Genomic DNA, 16,416 nt, shown 5'->3' with positions numbered 1-16,416 from the left:
GCTCCCCGTGTGAGCTTGCCCTCCCCCACTGCAGACAATCGTGCCGTCGTCACCGGCGCGTCCTCCGGAATCGGCACCGCGCTGGCCGCCGAACTGGCCGGACGCGGTTACTCGCTGATCCTGGTCGCGCGGCGTGGTGAGATCCTCACCGAACTGGCCCAGCGGCTGACGCTGGCGCACGGGATCACCGCCGAGGTGCGCGCGGTCGACCTCGCCGACCGGACCCAGCGGGCGAGCCTGGTCGACGAACTCGCCGTGCGCGATATCGCGGTCCTGTGCAACAACGCAGGCATCGCCACCTTCGGCCCGGTCGCCGAGCTGGACTTCGCCTATGAGCGCGCGCAGATGGAACTCAACGCGACCGCCGTGCACGACCTGACCCTGGCCGTGCTGCCGGGCATGATCGAGCGCAAGGCGGGCGGCATCCTGATCAGCGGCTCGGCCGCGGGCAACATGCCGATCCCGAACAACGCCACCTACGCCGCGTCCAAGGCGTTCGCCAACACCTTCTCCGAGTCGCTGCGCGGCGAGCTCAAGGGCACCGGCGTCAACGTCACCCTGCTGGCGCCCGGCCCGGTGCGCACCGAGACCCCGGCGCCCGAGGACGCCTCGATCGTGGACAGGATGGTCCCCGACTTCCTCTGGGTCTCCTCCGAGTACACCGCCAAGGTCTCCATCGACGCGCTGGCCCGCAACAAGATGCGCATCGTGCCCGGCCTGATCAGCAAGGGCATGAGCGTCGCGGGGAACTACGGTCCGCGCGCGGTGACCGCCCCGATCGCCGGCGCGTTCTACAAGAAGCTGGGCGGCTGATCATCCCTGACGGGTCGCGTGTGTCAGCAACCCGTCAGGAACTCCGGCCGGGTGGTCAAGGACTCGTCAATACCGAGGTCAGCGGCCCGCGCACGGCGTAGTCCTGGAATCGGCCCCGCCATCGGAACGCGGGGGCGTCCCCAGGAGACCACCGTGACGTTGCTCGACATCTTCCCGTCGTTGCGCGCGACCACCGTGCCGCGGCTCGACCCCGCTGTCTGGCCGGCCGACACCCACTACGACCAGGACGGCCGGATCACCCTCGGCACGGTCGCCCTCGCCGATCTCGCCGACGAGTTCGGCACCCCCGTGCACGTGGTCGACGAGGCCGAGGTGCGCGAGCGCTGCCGCGCCTACCGCAAGCACTTCCCCGATGCCGAGATCGTCTACGCGGGCACCGCGCTGATGGTGGGCGCGGTGGCGCGCTGGGTCGTCGAGGAGGGCCTGTCGGTGCAGGTCGGGTCCGCGGGTGAGCTGTCGGTCGCGCTGGCCGCAGGCATCGAGCCGCGCCGGATCGTGCTGCACGGCAACGGCAAGACCTTCGACGAGCTGAAGACCGCCGTCGGCTGTGGCGTCGGCCGCATCGTCGTCGGGTCGCTCACCGAGATCACCCTGCTGGCCGCGCTGGCCACCGCGCCCCAGCAGATCCTGCTGCGCGTCGCCACCGGGATCGATGTGCCCGGCGGCCCGCAGTTCGGCTTCCCGCTCGGCAGCGATTCGTTCGAGACCGCGGTCGCCCGGATCGCGACCCAGCCGAATCTCCAGCTCATCGGCCTGCACTGCCACCTGGGAGCGCAGATTCACAATCCGGACCACTACGGCGAGGCCATCCGCCGGATGGTCGGCGAGCTGGCCTGGATCGACAACGAATACGGCATGCTGCTGACCCACCTCGACATCGGCGGCGGGCACGCGGTGGCCTACCGCAGCGGCGACGCCGAACTGAACCTGCGCGAACTCGCCGACATTCTCGACGACGCGCTCGACGCCGCCTGCGCCCGGCACCGCTTCCCCCGGCCCGCGATCACCATGGAACCGGGCCGCGCGATCGTCGCCAGGGCCGGCGTCACGCTGTACCGGGTGCTCTCGATCACCGAGACGGCCGAGGGCGGACATCGCGTGATCGTCGACGGCGGCAGCTGCGGTGGGCAGTGCCGCGGGCAGGGCGGCGCGCTGGTGGTCAACCGGCATCCCACCGGCGCGCAGCTGACGGCGTCGATCGCGGGCAGGCACAGCGAATCCGGCGAACTCATCGCCACCGAGGTACGGCTGCCCGCCGATCTGCGTCCCGGCGAAGTGCTCGCGCTGCCGTGCACCGGCGCGTACCACCACGGGCTGGCCTCGACCTACAGCACCGTCGGCAGACCGCCGATCGTCGCCGTCGCCGAGGGCCGCGTCCAGCAGCTCCTGCGCCGGGAGACGACCGCCGATCTGCTGATGCGTGAACTCGGCTGAACCGGGCATCGGGCGCCGTCAGGGGCTGGTGGCGACGCCCGTACCGAGCCTAGGATCGGACATGTCGGGGAAATCGAACAAATCCGACCGACGAGGCAGCCATGAAGACCGACACGACACATCAGGCAGGCATGCGCCGACTGCTCCTGGGTCTCGCGGTAGTGGGTGCGACCCTCACCCTTCCGCTGACGGTGGCGGCACCCGCCATCGCCGCGCCCGCCGTCACCCCCGGCGTGGTGCAGACCGAGTATCCGCGCTGCGACGACTGGAACCACCGCGGCTGGGAGTACTGCGACCGCGACCGCGGCTACCGCTGTGACAACGACTGGTACGGCCGCGACCACCGGTACGACCGCAACTGGGAATACTGTGACCGTGGCCGCGGCGGCGGCTACCACAACTGGTTCCCCTGGGGATGGTTCGGCAGCAGCTGAGACCCATCGCCCCGCATCGCACGACCGGGGACGACCGCCGGCCGTGCGATGACCAGTGCTCGCTAGCGCCGCCGCGTACCGAAGATGCTGCGGCTGATCTCCCGGCCCGCCGCACTGGCCGCTGAGCGCAGGAAGCTCTTCACCGCCGGGTTCTTCATGATCCGCTCGGCCGCCGAATCCTCTTCCGGCTGTGCGCGTCCCGGCGCCCGCGGCGCTTCGGGGGCCGGATCGGCGGCGGCCACACTCGCCAGCAGCATCTCGTAGGCCGATTCGCGATCGATGCTCTGTCCGTACTTGCCCTGCAGCGGACTCGACAGGGCCTTGGACTTGATCGCCTCGTCGCCGATGGTGTCCATCAGCGAGCGCGGCGGCGCGATCTTGGTCCAGGCCACCGGGGTCGGCGCGCCCTTCTCCGAGAGCACGGTGACCACGGCCTCGCCGGTGCCCAGCGAGGTCAGCGCCTCCTCCAGGTCGTACACCGTCGACTTGGGGTAGGTCCGCACCGTCTTCGACAGCGCCTTCTGATCGTCGGGGGTGAACGCGCGCAGCGCGTGCTGGACGCGCGCGCCGAGCTGGGACAGCACCGGATTCGGGATGTCGGTGGGCAGCTGGGTGCAGAAGAACACGCCGACACCCTTGGACCGGATCAGCTTCACCGTCTGCTCGACCTGCTGCAGGAACGCCTTGGACGCCTCGGCGAAGAGCAGGTGCGCCTCGTCGAAGATGAAGACCAGCTTGGGCTTGTCGACGTCGCCCACCTCGGGCAGCGTCTGGAACAGGTCGGCGAGCACCCACATCAGGAAGGTGGAGAACAGCACCGGACGCGCCGCCTGCTGGCCGAGCTCGAACAGCGTGATCACACCCTGGCCGCCCGCGGTGCGCAGCAGATCGGCCGGATCGAGTTCGGGTTCGCCGAAGAACGTGTCGCCGCCCTCGGCCTCCAGGTTCACCAGGGCGCGCAGGATCACCCCCGCCGTCTGCGCCGAGACGCCGCCGATGCCCTTGAGGTCTTCCTTGCCCTCGGGGCTGGTCAGATGGGTGATCACCGCGCGCAGGTCCTTGAGATCCAGCAGGGCGAGGCCGCGCTGGTCGGCCCAGTGGAAGATCAGGCCGAGCGTGGATTCCTGGGTGTCGTTGAGGCCGAGCACCTTGCTGAGCAGGATCGGGCCGAACGAGGAGATGGTCGCCCGGATCGGCACGCCGATGCCGCCGGTGCCGAGCGAGACGAACTCGGTGGGGAAACCGCTGGGCGCCCAGTCGGTGGCCCCGGTCTCGGCGGCTCGCGCGGTGATCTTGTCGTTGGTCTGACCCGGTTCGCTCAGGCCGGACAGGTCGCCCTTGATATCGGCCATCACCACGGGAACGCCCGCCCGGGACAGGTGCTCGGCGATGCCCTGCAGCGTCTTGGTCTTGCCGGTGCCGGTGGCGCCGGCGACCAGACCGTGCCGGTTCATCATCCGCAGCGGAATCCGCACCCGCGCAGCGGGATCGGTGACGCCGTCGACCATCACGGTGCCGAGTTCGAGCGCGGGTCCGTCGAAGGCGTAGCCCGCCGCGATCTCGGCGGCCGCGCCGGACGCCGCGGGCGCCTGCGCCGCTTCGGCGCTCGTCGCGGCGGCTTCCGCCTCGGCGGCTTCCGCGGCCGCGGCGGCCTCCGCGGCGACCCGCGCCGCCTCCTCGGCCGCCTTGCGAGCCGCTGCCGCCTTCTCCTGGGGGGTGGTCATTCGCGCGTCCTCCGTCTGGTCACAACTGCCGTACGCAAGAAATGCTCGAAACGTCTGCCGGGGAATTCCAAGCAAACTGTATCGCCCGTTAGGGTGACTCAGGTGTCAGACAAACTCTTGGTCTGGATGGATTGCGAGATGACGGGGCTCCGCCTCGACAGCGACAAGCTGATCGAGATCGCCGCGCTCGTGACCGACAGCGACCTGAACATTCTCGGTGACGGTGTCGACATCGTCATCCACGCCGACGACGCGGCGCTGGCCTGCATGCCCCCGGTCGTCGCCGACATGCACGCGAAATCCGGTCTCACCGAAGAGGTTCGGCGCTCCACCGTGACCCTCGAGCAGGCGCAGGCCGAGGTACTCGACTACATCTGCCAGTACGCGCCCACCGCGCGCACGGTGCCGCTGTGCGGTAACTCGATCGCCACCGACCGCGGCTTCATCGCCCGCGACATGCCCGAACTCGACGAGCACCTGCACTACCGGATGGTCGACGTGAGCTCGATCAAGGAGCTGTGCCGCCGCTGGTACCCGCGCATCTACTTCGGGCAGCCGGAGAAGGGCCTGGCACACCGCGCCCTGGCCGACATCAAGGAATCCATCCGCGAGCTCGAGTACTACCGCCGCACCGCGTTCGTGCCGCTGCCCGGCCCGTCCACCACGGAGATCGCGGCGGTCGCCGAGGCCGTCACCGAGGCCGTCGATGTCACCGGAACAAGCCCACGACCAGCCGATTAGGGCCTGAGGGCCGAGACAGGCTACTATTTACCGCGCCGGTGAATAACCGGTGATGGTGACTGTAGTTCAGTTGGTAGAGCACCAGGTTGTGATCCTGGCTGTCGCGGGTTCGAGTCCCGTCAGTCACCCCTAGTGAGAAAGCCCGGTCCACACGGACCGGGCTTTCTGCATTCCCGGCGCCTTCATGTCACACTCGCGGCCCCGCCGTCGTCGACTCGGTGGACCACCGAGAGAAGTGAGGATTTCGAGCATGGGTATCGACGAACTGCGCGGCACCGTCCAGGGCACCGTGCTGCTGCCGGGTGACGCGGACTTCGAGCAGGCCGCCCGGCCGTGGAACGTGGCGGTGACCCAGTCGGTCGGCGCCGTCGTCGCGGCCGCCGACGCCGACGACATCGCCGCCGTCGTGCGCTGGGCGGCCCGCGCGGGCCGCACCGTGGTGACCCAGCCGACCGGCCACGGCGCCACCGGCGACATCGACGACGCCGTGCTGCTGCGCACCGGCGCGCTCGACGACATCGCGATCGATCCGGCCGCGCGGCGGGCCAGGGTGGGGTCCGGCGCCCAGTGGGGCCGCGTGCAGGCCGCCGCGGCGGCGCACGGGCTGTCCGGCCTGGCGGGCAGCAATCCCGTCGTCGGCGTGACCGGCTACACCCTGGGCGGCGGCTTCGGCTGGCTGGCCCGCGCGCACGGCTGGGCGTCGAACGCGGTCCGCGCGTTCGACATCGTCGACGCCGACGGCGTCCGGCGCCGGGTCGACGCCGCGTCCGATCCCGACCTGTTCTGGGCGCTGCGCGGCGGCGGTGGCGATTTCGCGATCGTCACCGCGCTCGAGTTCGATCTGGTCGAGCTGCCCCAGCTCTACGGCGGCCGGGTGAGCTGGTCGGCCGAGCGCACGCACGAGGCGTTCGAGCTGTTCACCGCGCTCACCACCGACGCGCCCGCCGAACTGTCGGTGTGGCTGCAGCGCTATCAGCTGCCGGGCGCGGCGCCGACGGTCGCGATCGACGTCGCCTACCTCGGCGACCCGGCCGACGGCCGCGCGCTGACCCGGGGCCTGGACGCGCTGCCGGGCGCGCTCGTCGACACCAGGGCGGCGATGACGGCCGACCAGCTCGGCACCATCACCGCCGAGCCGACCGATCCGAGTCCGTCGCTCTCACGCGGCGAACTGCTCGCCGACCTCGGTGACGCGGTGGTGAAGACGCTCATCGACGCGCCGGTGGCGCCGCTGCTCAACATCCAGCTCCGCGGCCTGGGCGGAGCGCTCGCCGCATCCGGCCCGCACGACGGCGCCCGCGGGCCGGTCACCGAGCCCTACGCGCTGTACCTCCTCGGCCTCGGCCTGCCGCACCTGGTCGACGACGTGACCGCCGGGTTCGCCTCGATCCTGGACCAGCTCGGCCCGCACATCACCGGCGCCAAGCCCTACACCTTCCTGGCTCCCGGCGAATCCGCGAGCGCGGCGTTCGACGCGGCGACGCTGGCCCGGCTGCGCCTGCTCAAGCAGGACCGCGACCCGCACAACGTCCTGCGGGCCAACTTCCCGGTCCTGGGCTGACGCTAACGGGCGGCGGCGCGGCTCGCCCGATGCCTGCGCACGGCCGAGCGGTTCGCGCAGGCCGGGCTACAGAAGCGCTGCCTGCCGTTGCGTGAGGTGTCGGCGTACACCCGCGCGCAGCCCTCGGCCGCGCAGCCACCGAGGCGATCCATGCCGAGCCCGGTCAGGTGCAGCGCGGTGCCGACGGTGATGAGCGCCGCGATCTGCCGGTCGGTGGGGACGCCAGGATCGCGGAAATGCAGGTGCCAGCCGTCGCCCGCGTGATCGGTCAGCCGGGGCGCCGAGGCGTACTCGCCGAGCAACGTGTTCAGCAGGGCGGCGCGCTCAGTGTGGTCGGCGCATTCCACCACCCGGCGCCAGCGCGCCAGAAACGCCGTCACGGACGCGAGATCGGCGGCGGTGGGCGCGGTGGCCAGCACCAGCCCCGACGCCACGCAGCGCTCGCCCAGCTCCGCCGCGTCGGCACACGGCCGGTTGAGCAGATCGACGCCGAGCTGCACCGGCTCCCGTCCGTAATGGTTGTAATGCACAATGCCATTACATCAGAATCGAAGCATGACCAGCCACCCCACGCACACCTGGCGGATCGAGTCCTGCCACCGCACCAGCGAGGGCCTCGTCGCCTATCAGCGGTGCCGCTGCGGCGCCCGCCGCGTCGTCGTCGGCGATCCCGGCGTCAGCATCTCGGGCGAACTGCGCGGCCACGACGACGGGCTCGCCGCGACCGCCTGAGGCTCTCCGACCAGGGCCATGACGAACATCACGTTTGCCCGCTACACTCTGGACCACTGCCCAGATGTGGGGCATATCTCGTCAGCGTTCGACCGGAAAGACCACTTGATGAAGCGTTCCACCGTCGTCGCGGCCTTCGCGGCCGCCACCGCGCTCGGCCCGATCGCGGGGACCGCGGCGGCCGAGTCGCCCGGCCTGCCCCTGTCCCCGTATGTCGCCGCCGCGCCGACGGCCACCGGCGATTTCGGCCTGCCCAGCGACAAGCCCGAGTCCGGCTCGGCGCAGAGCGGCTCGACCACCGGCGTCGAGACCACCGGCTCGTCCGGCACCGGCTCGGCCGGCCTGCCCAATCTGGACCGGCTGCTGTTCGGCGGCCGCATCCTCTGCGGCGCCCTCGGCAGCGCGCTGGCCGTCGCGGGCGAGGCGATGATGGACTGCGCCGACCTGCCGACACCGGCCTGACCCACCCCGCAACGAAACGAAGGGCCACCGGAAATCTCCGGTGGCCCTTCGTTTGTCGTGTCGATCAGGGGGCGTCGGCGTTGCCCGCCTTCCATTCCGGCCACGCGATGTTCCAGTCGCCGAGGCCGTCGACACCGGACAGGGTGCCGCCGACGGTGTTCTTGATGATCGTGATGTCACCACGCTTGGCGTTCTCGTACACCCAGCGCGCGTTCGCCGGGCTCAGGTTCAGGCAGCCGTGGCTGGCGTTGGAGTAGCCCTGCTGCCCGATCGACCACGGTGCCGAGTGGAAGAAGATGCCGCTGTAGGAGATTCGCGTCGCGTAGTCGACCGGGGTGCGGTAGCCGTCCGGCGAGTTCACCGAGACGCCGTAGGTCGAGGAGTCCATGATGATCTTCTCGTGCCGGTCGCTGACGATGTAGATGCCGTTGTCGGTGGGCGTGGAGTCCTTGCCCATCGAGGTCGGCATGGTCATGATCACCTGACCGTTGCGCTCCACCGTCACCTGGTGGGTGTTGTCGTCGGCGGTGAAGACCTGCGCGTCGCCCACGGTGAAGAACGAGTGGATGTTGTCCTGACCGAACAGGCCCTTGCCGAGGTCCTTGCCGTAGACGTTCACATCGATGGTGACCTTGGTGCCCGGTGCCCAGAAATGCTCTGGGCGCCACCGCACTTCGCGGTTGTTCACCCAGTAGAAGGCGCCCTCGACCGCGGGCTCGGTGGTGATCTTGATGGCGTCCTGCGCGGCCCGGCGATCGGGGATGTTCTCGTCGAACTGGATGGCCACCGGCTGACCGATGCCGACCACTTCGCCCTCGCCGGGGAGCAGGTACGGCTTGGTCTGGCTGTTCGGGGAGCTCGTGGTGAAGCTGAGCGTGGTCGAGTTCACGCCGCCGAGGCCCATCGCCGAGGCCGTCAGCTGGTAGGTCTTGCCGTACCCGAGCACCTCGCTGGTCGCCCAGGAGCGGCCGTCGGCGGCCAGCTGGCCCGCGACCGCGCGGCCCTCCCTGTTGGTGAGCGTGACCTCGGTGAACTTGCCGTCCTCGACCTGGAAGGCCATCGGCATCCCGGGCGAGACGCCGACCTGCCCGTCCTTGATGGTCGACACCAGCTTCGGCTTGATGAGTTCGGTGATCGGGTTGCGGTCGATCGCGACCTCGACCCCAGCGCCCTCGGCGGCCGAGCAGGCGGACGCGCCGAGCGCGAACACCGCCAGCAACGCCACCGGAACGATCGTCCGCAGCGACCGATGTCGCCCCCGCGTCTTACTCATGTCAACCCCGTTTCCGTACCGACGCAATAACTGTGTGCGCCGCAGATCCCACCGACGCCTATCGCTCGTGCCATCCGCGCCGGCGGGGGCGGACGAGATCGTCGTCCCGCCATTCTGCCAGCCCGCCCGGTCGCCACCAACGGGAAAGGCCCCGCGACACGACCAAGTCACAATCGTTAGATACGCGGCGGGGCCTCCGCCGTTAACAACGCGAAGGGCTCAGCATCGCCGCTGGTCAGAGCCCGATTTCACTTTCCGGCCCCAAGCCTGTTAATGTTTGTTCCGCACCGGAGAGCGGGGCTGAGGGAGACACCGAGAGGTTCTCTCCCAGAGTCGCGGTCCGAGCAAACCAAGCGCCATTAGCTCAATTGGCAGAGCAGCTGACTCTTAATCAGCGGGTTCGGGGTTCGAGTCCCTGATGGCGCACAACAGACCGCATCCCGGCAGTTACCGCAACTGCCGGGATGCGGTCTTTCTACGTCCGGTCCGCCCGTTCGGTAACGGTCACGAGGTCGTTATCGAAATGCCATGGACAGCGGTCGTCACATCACAGCAGTCCCGATCCGGACACGCTGGAGCTGCGCAAACGCTCCCGAAACCAGATTTGGGCAAACTTTTTCTGTGACGCGCGGCACATCGTTCGAGGCGGCAAACCCCCTGCATAGATAACGATTCTGCAACTGCGCGGGGAACCGACCAAGATCGGCAGCGTTTGCCGTTCAGATTCCGTTTACCTTCTGTTCACCCGTCGTGACCATTCTGCAATCAGGTCACAAACAGACCTGCGGTTTGGTTAGCCCCGAGGTATCCAACTTCCGGAGCACAGAACCGAACAGCGCGTGGTCTCCCCGCAGCCAGCTGTGGAGCACCGTGCGACGCGCGGACCGCCATCGAGCGAGTCCGACCACTACAGCGTCGCACATTCCCATACAGACAGAAACAACACATCGCCTGACCGGCGTGCGCCGCTGCGCGCGCTGCGCGATCCACCGCGCCCCCATCGGGGCCCGCGGTCGCCAGACAGAGATGAAGGAACAGAACAGCAATGCTCAACAAAGACAAGCTCAGCACCGTTATCGGCCGTCGTTCGCGCCGTGAGGCGTTCACCGTGGCGGTCGCCGCGGTCGGTCTGGTCGCCGTAGCCGCGTCCTCCGCCGTCTCCTTCGCCGACGACAGCGTTCCCGAGCGTGCTGCCATGGTCGTCGAGCAGGCGGAGAGCATCCCCGCCGTCGGCGCCGCCCCCGCCGTCGAGGCGATCCCCGCCCCGGCCCCCGCGCCGCAGGCCGCTCCGGCCCCCGCGCCCGCTCCCGAGGCCGCTCCGGCCCCGATGCCCGAGCCCGCCGCCCCCGTCTACCCGGACAACCTGGACGGCTGGATCCGCCAGGCCCTCGACATCATGGCCGCCAAGGGCATCCCCGGCAGCTACGAGGGCATCCACCGCAACATCATGCGCGAGTCGACCGGTAACCCCCAGGCGATCAACCTGTGGGACTCCAACGCCGCGATGGGCATCCCCTCCAAGGGCCTGCTCCAGGTGATCGACCCGACCTTCGCCGCGTACCACGTCGAGGGCACCCCCTTCGACGTCTGGAACCCGGTGTCCAACATCGTGGCGGCCTGCAACTACGCGGCGCACCGCTACGGCTCGATGGACAACGTCAACAGCGCCTACTGAGCCAGCTGACGGGTGAACGCCCGCGCCCCGGTCATCGCCGACCGGAGCGCGGGCGTTCGTCGTAGAATCGGCCCGTGCCAGACAGCGCCGATCAGGCACCCGATCACGCGCATTCCGACGCGGCCACCGCCAGCCGCGTCGCCAAGGCCCGTCGGCTGGCCGGCTACCTCTGGGATCGCGATATCCGCGGTGCCGAACTGCTCGCCCTGCCCGCGGCCACCCTGCGCAAACTGGCCAGGGCCGCCGACACCAATCCGCCGAGCACCGGCGAGACCTGGCAGGTGGTCGCCGACCTCCTCGACCAGAAGGACGCCTGGGCCGCCCGCAACCCCGGCCACGCCGCCGCGGTGCGGGCCAACGCCGACGAGAAGCTGCTGTGGGTGAAGCCGCCCGTCACCCCGTGGACCGCCGGGTCCTGAGCGGCGCCGTCAGGCGACGACCAGCCCGATCGCGAGCGCGAACATGATCACCGCGATCAGCGAATCGAGCACCCGCCACGCGCCCGGCCGCGCGAACAGCGGCCCGAGACGGCGCGCGCCGTATCCCAGCGCCAGGAACCAGACGACGCTCGCGAACATCGCCCCCGCGGCCAGGAACCAGCGATCGGGGCTCGCGTAGGTACTGGCGAAGGAGCCGAGCAGCACCACGGTGTCCAGGTAGACGTGCGGATTGAGCCAGGTCAGCGCCAGGCAGGTGAGGACCGACGCCCCGACGGCCACCGAGGCGCCCGCCGCCTCGGCGATCAGCGCCGACGAACTCAGCGCCCGGCGCGCCGCCAGCAGGGCATAGCCGAGCAGGAACGCCGCACCCGCGTACCGCGCCACGATCAGCACCGCGGGCACGGCCTCCACGACGGTCCCGAACCCCGCGACCCCGGCCGCGATCAGGACGATGTCGGACGCCGCGCAGACCGCGATCACCGGCAGCACGTGCTGCCCGCGCACGCCTTGGCGCAGCACGAACGCGTTCTGCGCGCCGATCGCCACGATGAGCGAGAGCCCGAAGCCCAATCCGGTGAGGGCGGCCAGTGCCGCGGAGGATGCCGTCACGTCTCTCGACGTTAAGAGACCATCAATTTTCAGACCAGCTAATGATTCTTCACTACCATTAGAATTTCTTACATGGATCTCCAGCTGGACCAGCTGCGCGCACTGGACGCGGTCCTCACCGAGGGCACCTTCGACGCGGCGGCGCGGCGCCTGAGTGTCACCCCGTCGGCCATCAGCCAGCGGATCAAAGCGCTGGAGGAAGCGGCGGGCCGCATCCTGGTGCAGCGCTCGAAACCGGTGCGCGCCACCGAATCCGGGCTCGCGGTGCTGCGGCTGGCCCGGCAGGTGGAACTGCTCACCGGCGACACCGCCCGCGAACTCGGCGACGTCGACCGCCCCGCCGGGCGGCCGGCGCGGATCCCGATCGCCGTCAACGCCGATTCGCTGGAGACCTGGGTGATGCCCGCCCTGGCCGCGGTGGGCAGCGGAATCTGCTTCGAGCTGCATCGCGAGGACGAGGAACACACCACCCGGCTGCTGCGCGACGGGACCGTGATGGCGGCGATCACCGCGACCGCGACGCCCGTCCAGGGCTGCAAGGTCGTCCCGCTCGGCGCCATGCGCTATCAGTCGCTCGCGACCCCGGCGTTCGTGGCGCACTGGTTTCCCGACGGCGCGCGTCCCGACGCGTACGCGCACGTGCCGATGATCCAGTTCGACCGCAAGGACGATCTCCAGTTCCGCCACGTCGGCCGCCGGTCACCCCTGCCGATCGACCCGCCGATGCACTTCGTCCCGTCGTCGAACGCCTTCGGCGACGCGGTGCGGCTCGGCATGGGCTGGGGCATGCTGCCCGACCTGCAGACCGAAAAGGACAGGGCCACCGGCACACTCGTCAACATCAGCGGGCACGCCCATATCGATGTCCCGCTGTACTGGCAGCAGTGGAAACTCGACTCCCCCGCCCTGAGCAAGACCGCGGCGGCCATCGTGGCGGCCGCCGCGGACAAGCTGATCCAGCCGACGCGCTGATCGGCGAACCGTCACGTGGCGCTGATCAGACCTTCTTCACCACACTGGACTTCAGCTGCATCGGGCCGATGCCGTCCACCTTGCAGTCGATGTCGTGATCGCCGACGCCCTGCACCAGGCGAATATTGCGCACCTTGGTGCCCGCCTTGATGCCGGTCGGGCTGCCCTTGACCTTCAGGGTCTTGACCACGGTCACGGTGTCGCCGTCGGCGAGCACATTGCCCACGGCGTCGCGGATCACGTCCTCACCCGCGTCGTCGGCGCCCACGGGCGTCCACTCGTTGGCGCACTCCGGGCACACCAGCAGGGCGCCGAGCTCGTAGGTGTATTCGCAGGAACAGGCGGGACACGGGGGCAGCGAATCGCTCATCGGTAGTCCTTCGGGGCGGGTGATCAAGCGGCGGAGAGGAATTCGACGAGGACGCGGTTGATCTCGTCGGGCTGTTCGAGGTAGCCGTAGTGCCCGCAGCGTTCGATCTCGGCGTAGCGGGCGCCCGGGATCGCCTCGGCGACCTCGCGGCAGAACCGCGGCGGCACCATCTGGTCGTCGGCGAATCCGACGACGAGGCTGGGCACGGTGATCCCGCGGTAGGCCGCGCGCCGGTCCTGGGAGCGGTCCATCCCCAGCTGGGCGCGGGTGCCGGGGGTGCCCTTGCCCGAGGTGAATTCGAAGATGTCGAGCCACTCCTGAGCCTTGGCGGGGTCGGCCAGGGTGTGCGGGGACAGGTTCAGCATCGCCTTGACCGCCGCCGCGTACTCCGGCGGCAGCGCAATTCCCTTGTCGAACAACGCCTGTTCACCACGGTTGAGCGTGCTCGACACCGGATGCGGCCGCGCGGTGGCGGCGAACATCACCGCCTTGCCCAGCAGTTCGGGCCGCGCCAGCGCCAGCTCGGCCACCACCCGCGAGCCCATCGACGTCCCGACCACGTGTGCGGGCGCGCCCAGCTGCTCGATCAGCGCGGCCGTGTCGCCGACCAGGTCGGCCATGCTGATCCCCGCCGCCGATTCCGACGACGGCGCGATCCCCCGATTGTCGACCGTGACGACCTGGAAGCCCGCCTTCACCAGGGCGGGCACCTGATAGGTCCGCCAGACCCGGCCTGGACTGCCGCTGCCCATCACGAGCAGGACGAGCGGCCCCGACCCGGTGACGTCGTAGTTGAGCTGGATGCCGTTGAGCGAGGCGAGGGGCATATCTCTCCTGTTAGCCTGTTTGCTAAAGTTAGAAAACACCATACCGCCACAGCAGGACGGGGTTCGCCGCGGTGCCAGGACTGAGCAGGCCGCTGTACCAGATGAAGGCCGACTTCTTCAAAACCCTCGGCCACCCGGTCCGCATCCGGGTGCTGGAGCTGCTCAGCGAACGCGAACACGCGGTCTCGGAGATGCTGCCCGAGGTCGGCGTCGAGGCCGCGAATCTGTCGCAGCAGCTCGCGATCCTGCGCCGGGCCGGATTGGTGACCGCGCGCCGCGAGGGACTCTCGGTGACCTACGAACTCACCTCGCCGCGCGTGAAGGAGCTGCTGGTCGTGGCTCGCGCGATCCTCACCGGCGTCGTCGCCGGACAGGCCGAACTCCTCGAGAACCCCGAGTCCACCGTGGCCTGATCCCCTCCTCTTTCCCGCAGCTCTACCGCCGCCCATTGATTGCAGACTTTCTAAATTAGCCACCTAGCAAGTTGACAAGGAGAACATCCGTGACCGCGAGTTCCGCGCCGACGACGGTTCCGACCGACCATCCGGCCATCCTGCGCTGGGTCGACGAGATCGCCGCGCTGACCACCCCCGACCGCGTCGTCTGGTGCGACGGGTCCCGTGCCGAATGGGATCGCCTGACCGGCGAACTCGTCGAAAAGGGCACCTTCGTCCGGCTCACCGGCAAGCCCAACTCCTTCTGGTGCGCCTCCGACCCCGACGACGTCGCCCGCGTCGAGGACCGCACCTTCATCTGCTCCGCCGACGCGGCCGACGCGGGACCGACCAACAATTGGGTCGACCCGGTCGACATGCGCACCGTCATGACCGAGCACTACCGCGGCGCGATGACGGGCCGCACGATGTACGTCATCGCCTTCTGCATGGGCCCGCTCGACGCCGCCGAACCGAAGTTCGGGGTGCAGATCAGCGACTCGCCGTACGTGGCGGCGTCCATGCAGATCATGACCCGCTCGGGCACCCCGGTCTGGGAAAAGCTCACCGGCGACACCGAATTCGTGCGGTGCCTGCATTCGGTCGGCGCGCCGCTGGCGGCCGGCCAGGCCGACGTGCCGTGGCCGTGCGACAGCACCAAATACATCGCGCACTTCCCCGAATCACGCACCATCTGGAGCTACGGCTCCGGCTACGGCGGCAACGCCCTGCTCGGCAAGAAGTGCTTCGCGCTGCGCATCGCCTCGGTGATCGGGCGCGACGAGGGCTGGCTGGCCGAACACATGCTCATCCTCAAACTCACCTCGCCGCAGGGCCGCACGCACTATGTGGCCGCCGCGTTCCCGTCCTCCTGCGGCAAGACCAACCTGGCGATGCTGGAGCCCGCGCTGCCCGGCTGGCAGGCCGAGACCATCGGCGACGACATCGCCTGGCTGCGTTTCGGCGCCGACGGCCGGTTGTACGCGGTGAACCCGGAGGCCGGATTCTTCGGTGTCGCGCCCGGCACCGGCGCGCGCACCAACCCCAACGCGATCGCCACCATCGACCGCGGCAACTCCATCTTCACCAACACCGCGCTCACCGATCAGGGCGACGTGTGGTGGGAGGGCCTGACCAAGGAACCGCCGGCGCACCTCACCGACTGGCGCGGCGACGACTGGACCCCGGACTCCGGAACCCCTGCCGCACATCCGAATTCGCGCTACTGCACGCCGATCGAACAGTGCCCGTCGGTGGCGCCGGAATGGAACGACCCGACCGGCGTGCCGATCTCGGCGATCTTCTTCGGCGGCCGCCGCGCGAGCACGGTGCCGCTGATCGCCGAGACCTTCGACTGGGCGCACGGGGTATTCACCGCGTCGGTGCTGTCCTCGGAGACCACGGCGGCGGCCACCGGCGCGGTCGGCGTCGTACGGCGGGATCCGATGGCGATGCTGCCGTTCCTCGGCTATCACGTGGGCGACTACTTCGCGCACTGGCTGCGGCTCGGCGCGGCCGCCGACGCCACGAAGCTGCCGAAGATCTTCCAGGTCAACTGGTTCCGGCGCGACGCCGACGGCACCTTCCTGTGGCCCGGCTTCGGTGACAACGTGCGCGTGCTGAAGTGGGCGCTGGAACGCCTCGACGGCACCGCCGACGCCGAGTGGACGCCGATCGGCTTCGTCCCCACCACGGGCGCGCTGGATCTGGCCGGGTTCGACGACGCCGACCGCGCGCTGGTCGAACGGGCACTGGCCGTCGACGTGGACGAGTGGGTCACCGAGACCCGGTCCATCGACGAGTGGTTCGCCGGTATCGGCGGCAACCGGCTACCGGACGCGTTGCGCGAGCAGCTGGCCGCGCTGAAATTGCGTCTGCTCGGCAACCGCTGACC

At 69.6% G+C, this 16,416-nt stretch carries 18 protein-coding genes and 2 tRNA genes; 14 read left to right on the top strand and 6 right to left on the bottom strand.

The annotated features are described in order from the left end of the window. The first annotated feature begins 9 nt into the window (after positions 1 to 9). The 3 genes from cmrA (at position 10) to ACFVW6_RS14165 (ending at position 2,702) form a co-directional block, all read left to right on the top strand. Positions 10 to 813 carry a mycolate reductase gene (cmrA, locus tag ACFVW6_RS14175; protein WP_355276883.1) on the top strand — a complete coding sequence of 268 codons (804 nt, stop codon included), beginning with the start codon at positions 10 to 12 and terminating at the stop codon, positions 811 to 813. Positions 814 to 966: 153 nt separating this feature from the next. Beyond that, the gene (locus ACFVW6_RS14170) at positions 967 to 2,268 is read left to right on the top strand and encodes a diaminopimelate decarboxylase family protein (RefSeq protein WP_378827760.1); all 1,302 of its coding nucleotides are present in this window, start codon (positions 967 to 969) and stop codon (positions 2,266 to 2,268) included. 101 nt (positions 2,269 to 2,369) lie between these two features. Continuing rightward, a complete protein-coding gene (locus tag ACFVW6_RS14165) occupies positions 2,370 to 2,702 on the top strand; it encodes a hypothetical protein (protein ID WP_355276879.1) in 333 nt (110 codons plus the stop codon). A gap of 62 nt (positions 2,703 to 2,764) precedes the next feature. Here the strand turns inward: ACFVW6_RS14165 and ACFVW6_RS14160 are convergent, their stop codons facing one another. After that, entirely contained in the window at positions 2,765 to 4,426 is a 1,662-nt protein-coding gene (locus ACFVW6_RS14160; RefSeq protein ID WP_378827762.1) for a helicase HerA-like domain-containing protein, read from the bottom strand. A gap of 102 nt (positions 4,427 to 4,528) precedes the next feature. Here ACFVW6_RS14160 and orn point away from each other — a divergent pair, with 102 nt between their 5' ends. The 3 genes from orn to ACFVW6_RS14145 all read left to right on the top strand — a co-directional run bounded on the left by orn (position 4,529) and on the right by ACFVW6_RS14145 (position 6,728). Beyond that, positions 4,529 to 5,167 carry an oligoribonuclease gene (gene orn, locus ACFVW6_RS14155; RefSeq protein ID WP_378827764.1) on the top strand — a complete coding sequence of 213 codons (639 nt, stop codon included), beginning with the start codon at positions 4,529 to 4,531 and terminating at the stop codon, positions 5,165 to 5,167. A gap of 55 nt (positions 5,168 to 5,222) precedes the next feature. Beyond that, positions 5,223 to 5,295 (top strand) — tRNA-His (locus ACFVW6_RS14150). Positions 5,296 to 5,417: 122 nt separating this feature from the next. Beyond that, positions 5,418 to 6,728 carry an FAD-binding oxidoreductase gene (locus tag ACFVW6_RS14145; protein WP_378827766.1) on the top strand — a complete coding sequence of 437 codons (1,311 nt, stop codon included), beginning with the start codon at positions 5,418 to 5,420 and terminating at the stop codon, positions 6,726 to 6,728. Between the two features lie 2 nt (positions 6,729 to 6,730). Here ACFVW6_RS14145 and ACFVW6_RS14140 read toward each other — a convergent pair whose 3' ends face one another. After that, positions 6,731 to 7,258: a CGNR zinc finger domain-containing protein gene (locus tag ACFVW6_RS14140; RefSeq protein ID WP_378827770.1), complete on the bottom strand. Its 528-nt coding sequence runs from the start codon at positions 7,256 to 7,258 to the stop codon at positions 6,731 to 6,733. Positions 7,259 to 7,283: 25 nt separating this feature from the next. On the opposite strand from ACFVW6_RS14140, the gene ACFVW6_RS14135 reads away from it, so the two are divergent. After that, the gene (locus tag ACFVW6_RS14135) at positions 7,284 to 7,460 is read left to right on the top strand and encodes a hypothetical protein (protein WP_355276869.1); all 177 of its coding nucleotides are present in this window, start codon (positions 7,284 to 7,286) and stop codon (positions 7,458 to 7,460) included. Between the two features lie 108 nt (positions 7,461 to 7,568). After that, complete coding sequence (locus ACFVW6_RS14130; protein WP_218720864.1) at positions 7,569 to 7,922, top strand: hypothetical protein; 354 nt, start codon at positions 7,569 to 7,571, stop codon at positions 7,920 to 7,922. A gap of 64 nt (positions 7,923 to 7,986) precedes the next feature. On the opposite strand, the gene ACFVW6_RS14125 is transcribed toward ACFVW6_RS14130, so the two are convergent. Next, complete coding sequence (locus tag ACFVW6_RS14125) at positions 7,987 to 9,195, bottom strand: Ig-like domain-containing protein (RefSeq protein ID WP_355276868.1); 1,209 nt, start codon at positions 9,193 to 9,195, stop codon at positions 7,987 to 7,989. A gap of 353 nt (positions 9,196 to 9,548) precedes the next feature. Here ACFVW6_RS14125 and ACFVW6_RS14120 point away from each other — a divergent pair. The 3 genes from ACFVW6_RS14120 (at position 9,549) to ACFVW6_RS14110 (ending at position 11,289) form a co-directional block, all read left to right on the top strand. Continuing rightward, positions 9,549 to 9,621: transfer RNA gene (locus ACFVW6_RS14120), tRNA-Lys, on the top strand. 619 nt (positions 9,622 to 10,240) lie between these two features. Beyond that, complete coding sequence (locus tag ACFVW6_RS14115) at positions 10,241 to 10,870, top strand: transglycosylase SLT domain-containing protein (protein ID WP_355276867.1); 630 nt, start codon at positions 10,241 to 10,243, stop codon at positions 10,868 to 10,870. A 74-nt stretch (positions 10,871 to 10,944) separates the two neighbouring features. Further along, on the top strand, positions 10,945 to 11,289 hold the full coding sequence (locus ACFVW6_RS14110; RefSeq protein ID WP_355276865.1) for a hypothetical protein: 345 nt from the start codon (positions 10,945 to 10,947) through the stop codon (positions 11,287 to 11,289). A gap of 9 nt (positions 11,290 to 11,298) precedes the next feature. Here the strand turns inward: ACFVW6_RS14110 and ACFVW6_RS14105 are convergent, their stop codons facing one another. Further along, positions 11,299 to 11,919, bottom strand: coding sequence for a LysE/ArgO family amino acid transporter (locus ACFVW6_RS14105; RefSeq protein ID WP_378827775.1), 621 nt, complete (start codon positions 11,917 to 11,919; stop codon positions 11,299 to 11,301). 72 nt (positions 11,920 to 11,991) lie between these two features. On the opposite strand from ACFVW6_RS14105, the gene ACFVW6_RS14100 reads away from it, so the two are divergent. Continuing rightward, complete coding sequence (locus ACFVW6_RS14100; protein ID WP_378827777.1) at positions 11,992 to 12,891, top strand: LysR family transcriptional regulator ArgP; 900 nt, start codon at positions 11,992 to 11,994, stop codon at positions 12,889 to 12,891. Between the two features lie 25 nt (positions 12,892 to 12,916). Here ACFVW6_RS14100 and ACFVW6_RS14095 read toward each other — a convergent pair whose 3' ends face one another. Together ACFVW6_RS14095 and ACFVW6_RS14090 are read right to left on the bottom strand one after the other, a co-directional pair. Then, a complete protein-coding gene (locus ACFVW6_RS14095) occupies positions 12,917 to 13,261 on the bottom strand; it encodes a zinc ribbon domain-containing protein YjdM (RefSeq protein ID WP_378827779.1) in 345 nt (114 codons plus the stop codon). Positions 13,262 to 13,284: 23 nt separating this feature from the next. Continuing rightward, positions 13,285 to 14,088: an alpha/beta fold hydrolase gene (locus ACFVW6_RS14090; RefSeq protein ID WP_355276860.1), complete on the bottom strand. Its 804-nt coding sequence runs from the start codon at positions 14,086 to 14,088 to the stop codon at positions 13,285 to 13,287. Between the two features lie 101 nt (positions 14,089 to 14,189). Here ACFVW6_RS14090 and ACFVW6_RS14085 point away from each other — a divergent pair, with 101 nt between their 5' ends. Then, positions 14,190 to 14,501, top strand: coding sequence for a metalloregulator ArsR/SmtB family transcription factor (locus tag ACFVW6_RS14085; protein WP_355277188.1), 312 nt, complete (start codon positions 14,190 to 14,192; stop codon positions 14,499 to 14,501). Between the two features lie 89 nt (positions 14,502 to 14,590). After that, positions 14,591 to 16,414 (top strand): phosphoenolpyruvate carboxykinase (GTP), encoded by a 1,824-nt coding sequence (locus ACFVW6_RS14080; RefSeq protein WP_378827782.1) that lies wholly within the window; start codon positions 14,591 to 14,593, stop codon positions 16,412 to 16,414. Positions 16,415 to 16,416 lie beyond the last annotated feature (2 nt).

The organism is Nocardia sp. NPDC058244 (assembly GCF_042882065.1).
Lineage (GTDB): Bacteria > Actinomycetota > Actinomycetes > Mycobacteriales > Mycobacteriaceae > Nocardia.
Note: the sequence above shows the minus strand (reverse complement) of the source record. Positions and strands in the feature narration are given on the sequence as shown.

What these genes read in the sequence shown, in the direction of transcription:
- ACFVW6_RS14165 (WP_355276879.1), top strand. Translation starts at nt 2,370, where the DNA reads ATGAAGACCGACACGACACATCAGGCAGGCATGCGCCGACTGCTCCTG.
- ACFVW6_RS14160 (WP_378827762.1), bottom strand. Translation starts at nt 4,426, where the DNA reads ATGACCACCCCCCAGGAGAAGGCGGCAGCGGCTCGCAAGGCGGCCGAG.
- ACFVW6_RS14145 (WP_378827766.1), top strand. Translation starts at nt 5,418, where the DNA reads ATGGGTATCGACGAACTGCGCGGCACCGTCCAGGGCACCGTGCTGCTG.
- ACFVW6_RS14135 (WP_355276869.1), top strand. Translation starts at nt 7,284, where the DNA reads ATGACCAGCCACCCCACGCACACCTGGCGGATCGAGTCCTGCCACCGC.
- ACFVW6_RS14130 (WP_218720864.1), top strand. Translation starts at nt 7,569, where the DNA reads ATGAAGCGTTCCACCGTCGTCGCGGCCTTCGCGGCCGCCACCGCGCTC.
- ACFVW6_RS14125 (WP_355276868.1), bottom strand. Translation starts at nt 9,195, where the DNA reads ATGAGTAAGACGCGGGGGCGACATCGGTCGCTGCGGACGATCGTTCCG.
- ACFVW6_RS14115 (WP_355276867.1), top strand. Translation starts at nt 10,241, where the DNA reads ATGCTCAACAAAGACAAGCTCAGCACCGTTATCGGCCGTCGTTCGCGC.
- ACFVW6_RS14100 (WP_378827777.1), top strand. Translation starts at nt 11,992, where the DNA reads ATGGATCTCCAGCTGGACCAGCTGCGCGCACTGGACGCGGTCCTCACC.
- ACFVW6_RS14095 (WP_378827779.1), bottom strand. Translation starts at nt 13,261, where the DNA reads ATGAGCGATTCGCTGCCCCCGTGTCCCGCCTGTTCCTGCGAATACACC.
- ACFVW6_RS14090 (WP_355276860.1), bottom strand. Translation starts at nt 14,088, where the DNA reads ATGCCCCTCGCCTCGCTCAACGGCATCCAGCTCAACTACGACGTCACC.
- ACFVW6_RS14085 (WP_355277188.1), top strand. Translation starts at nt 14,190, where the DNA reads ATGAAGGCCGACTTCTTCAAAACCCTCGGCCACCCGGTCCGCATCCGG.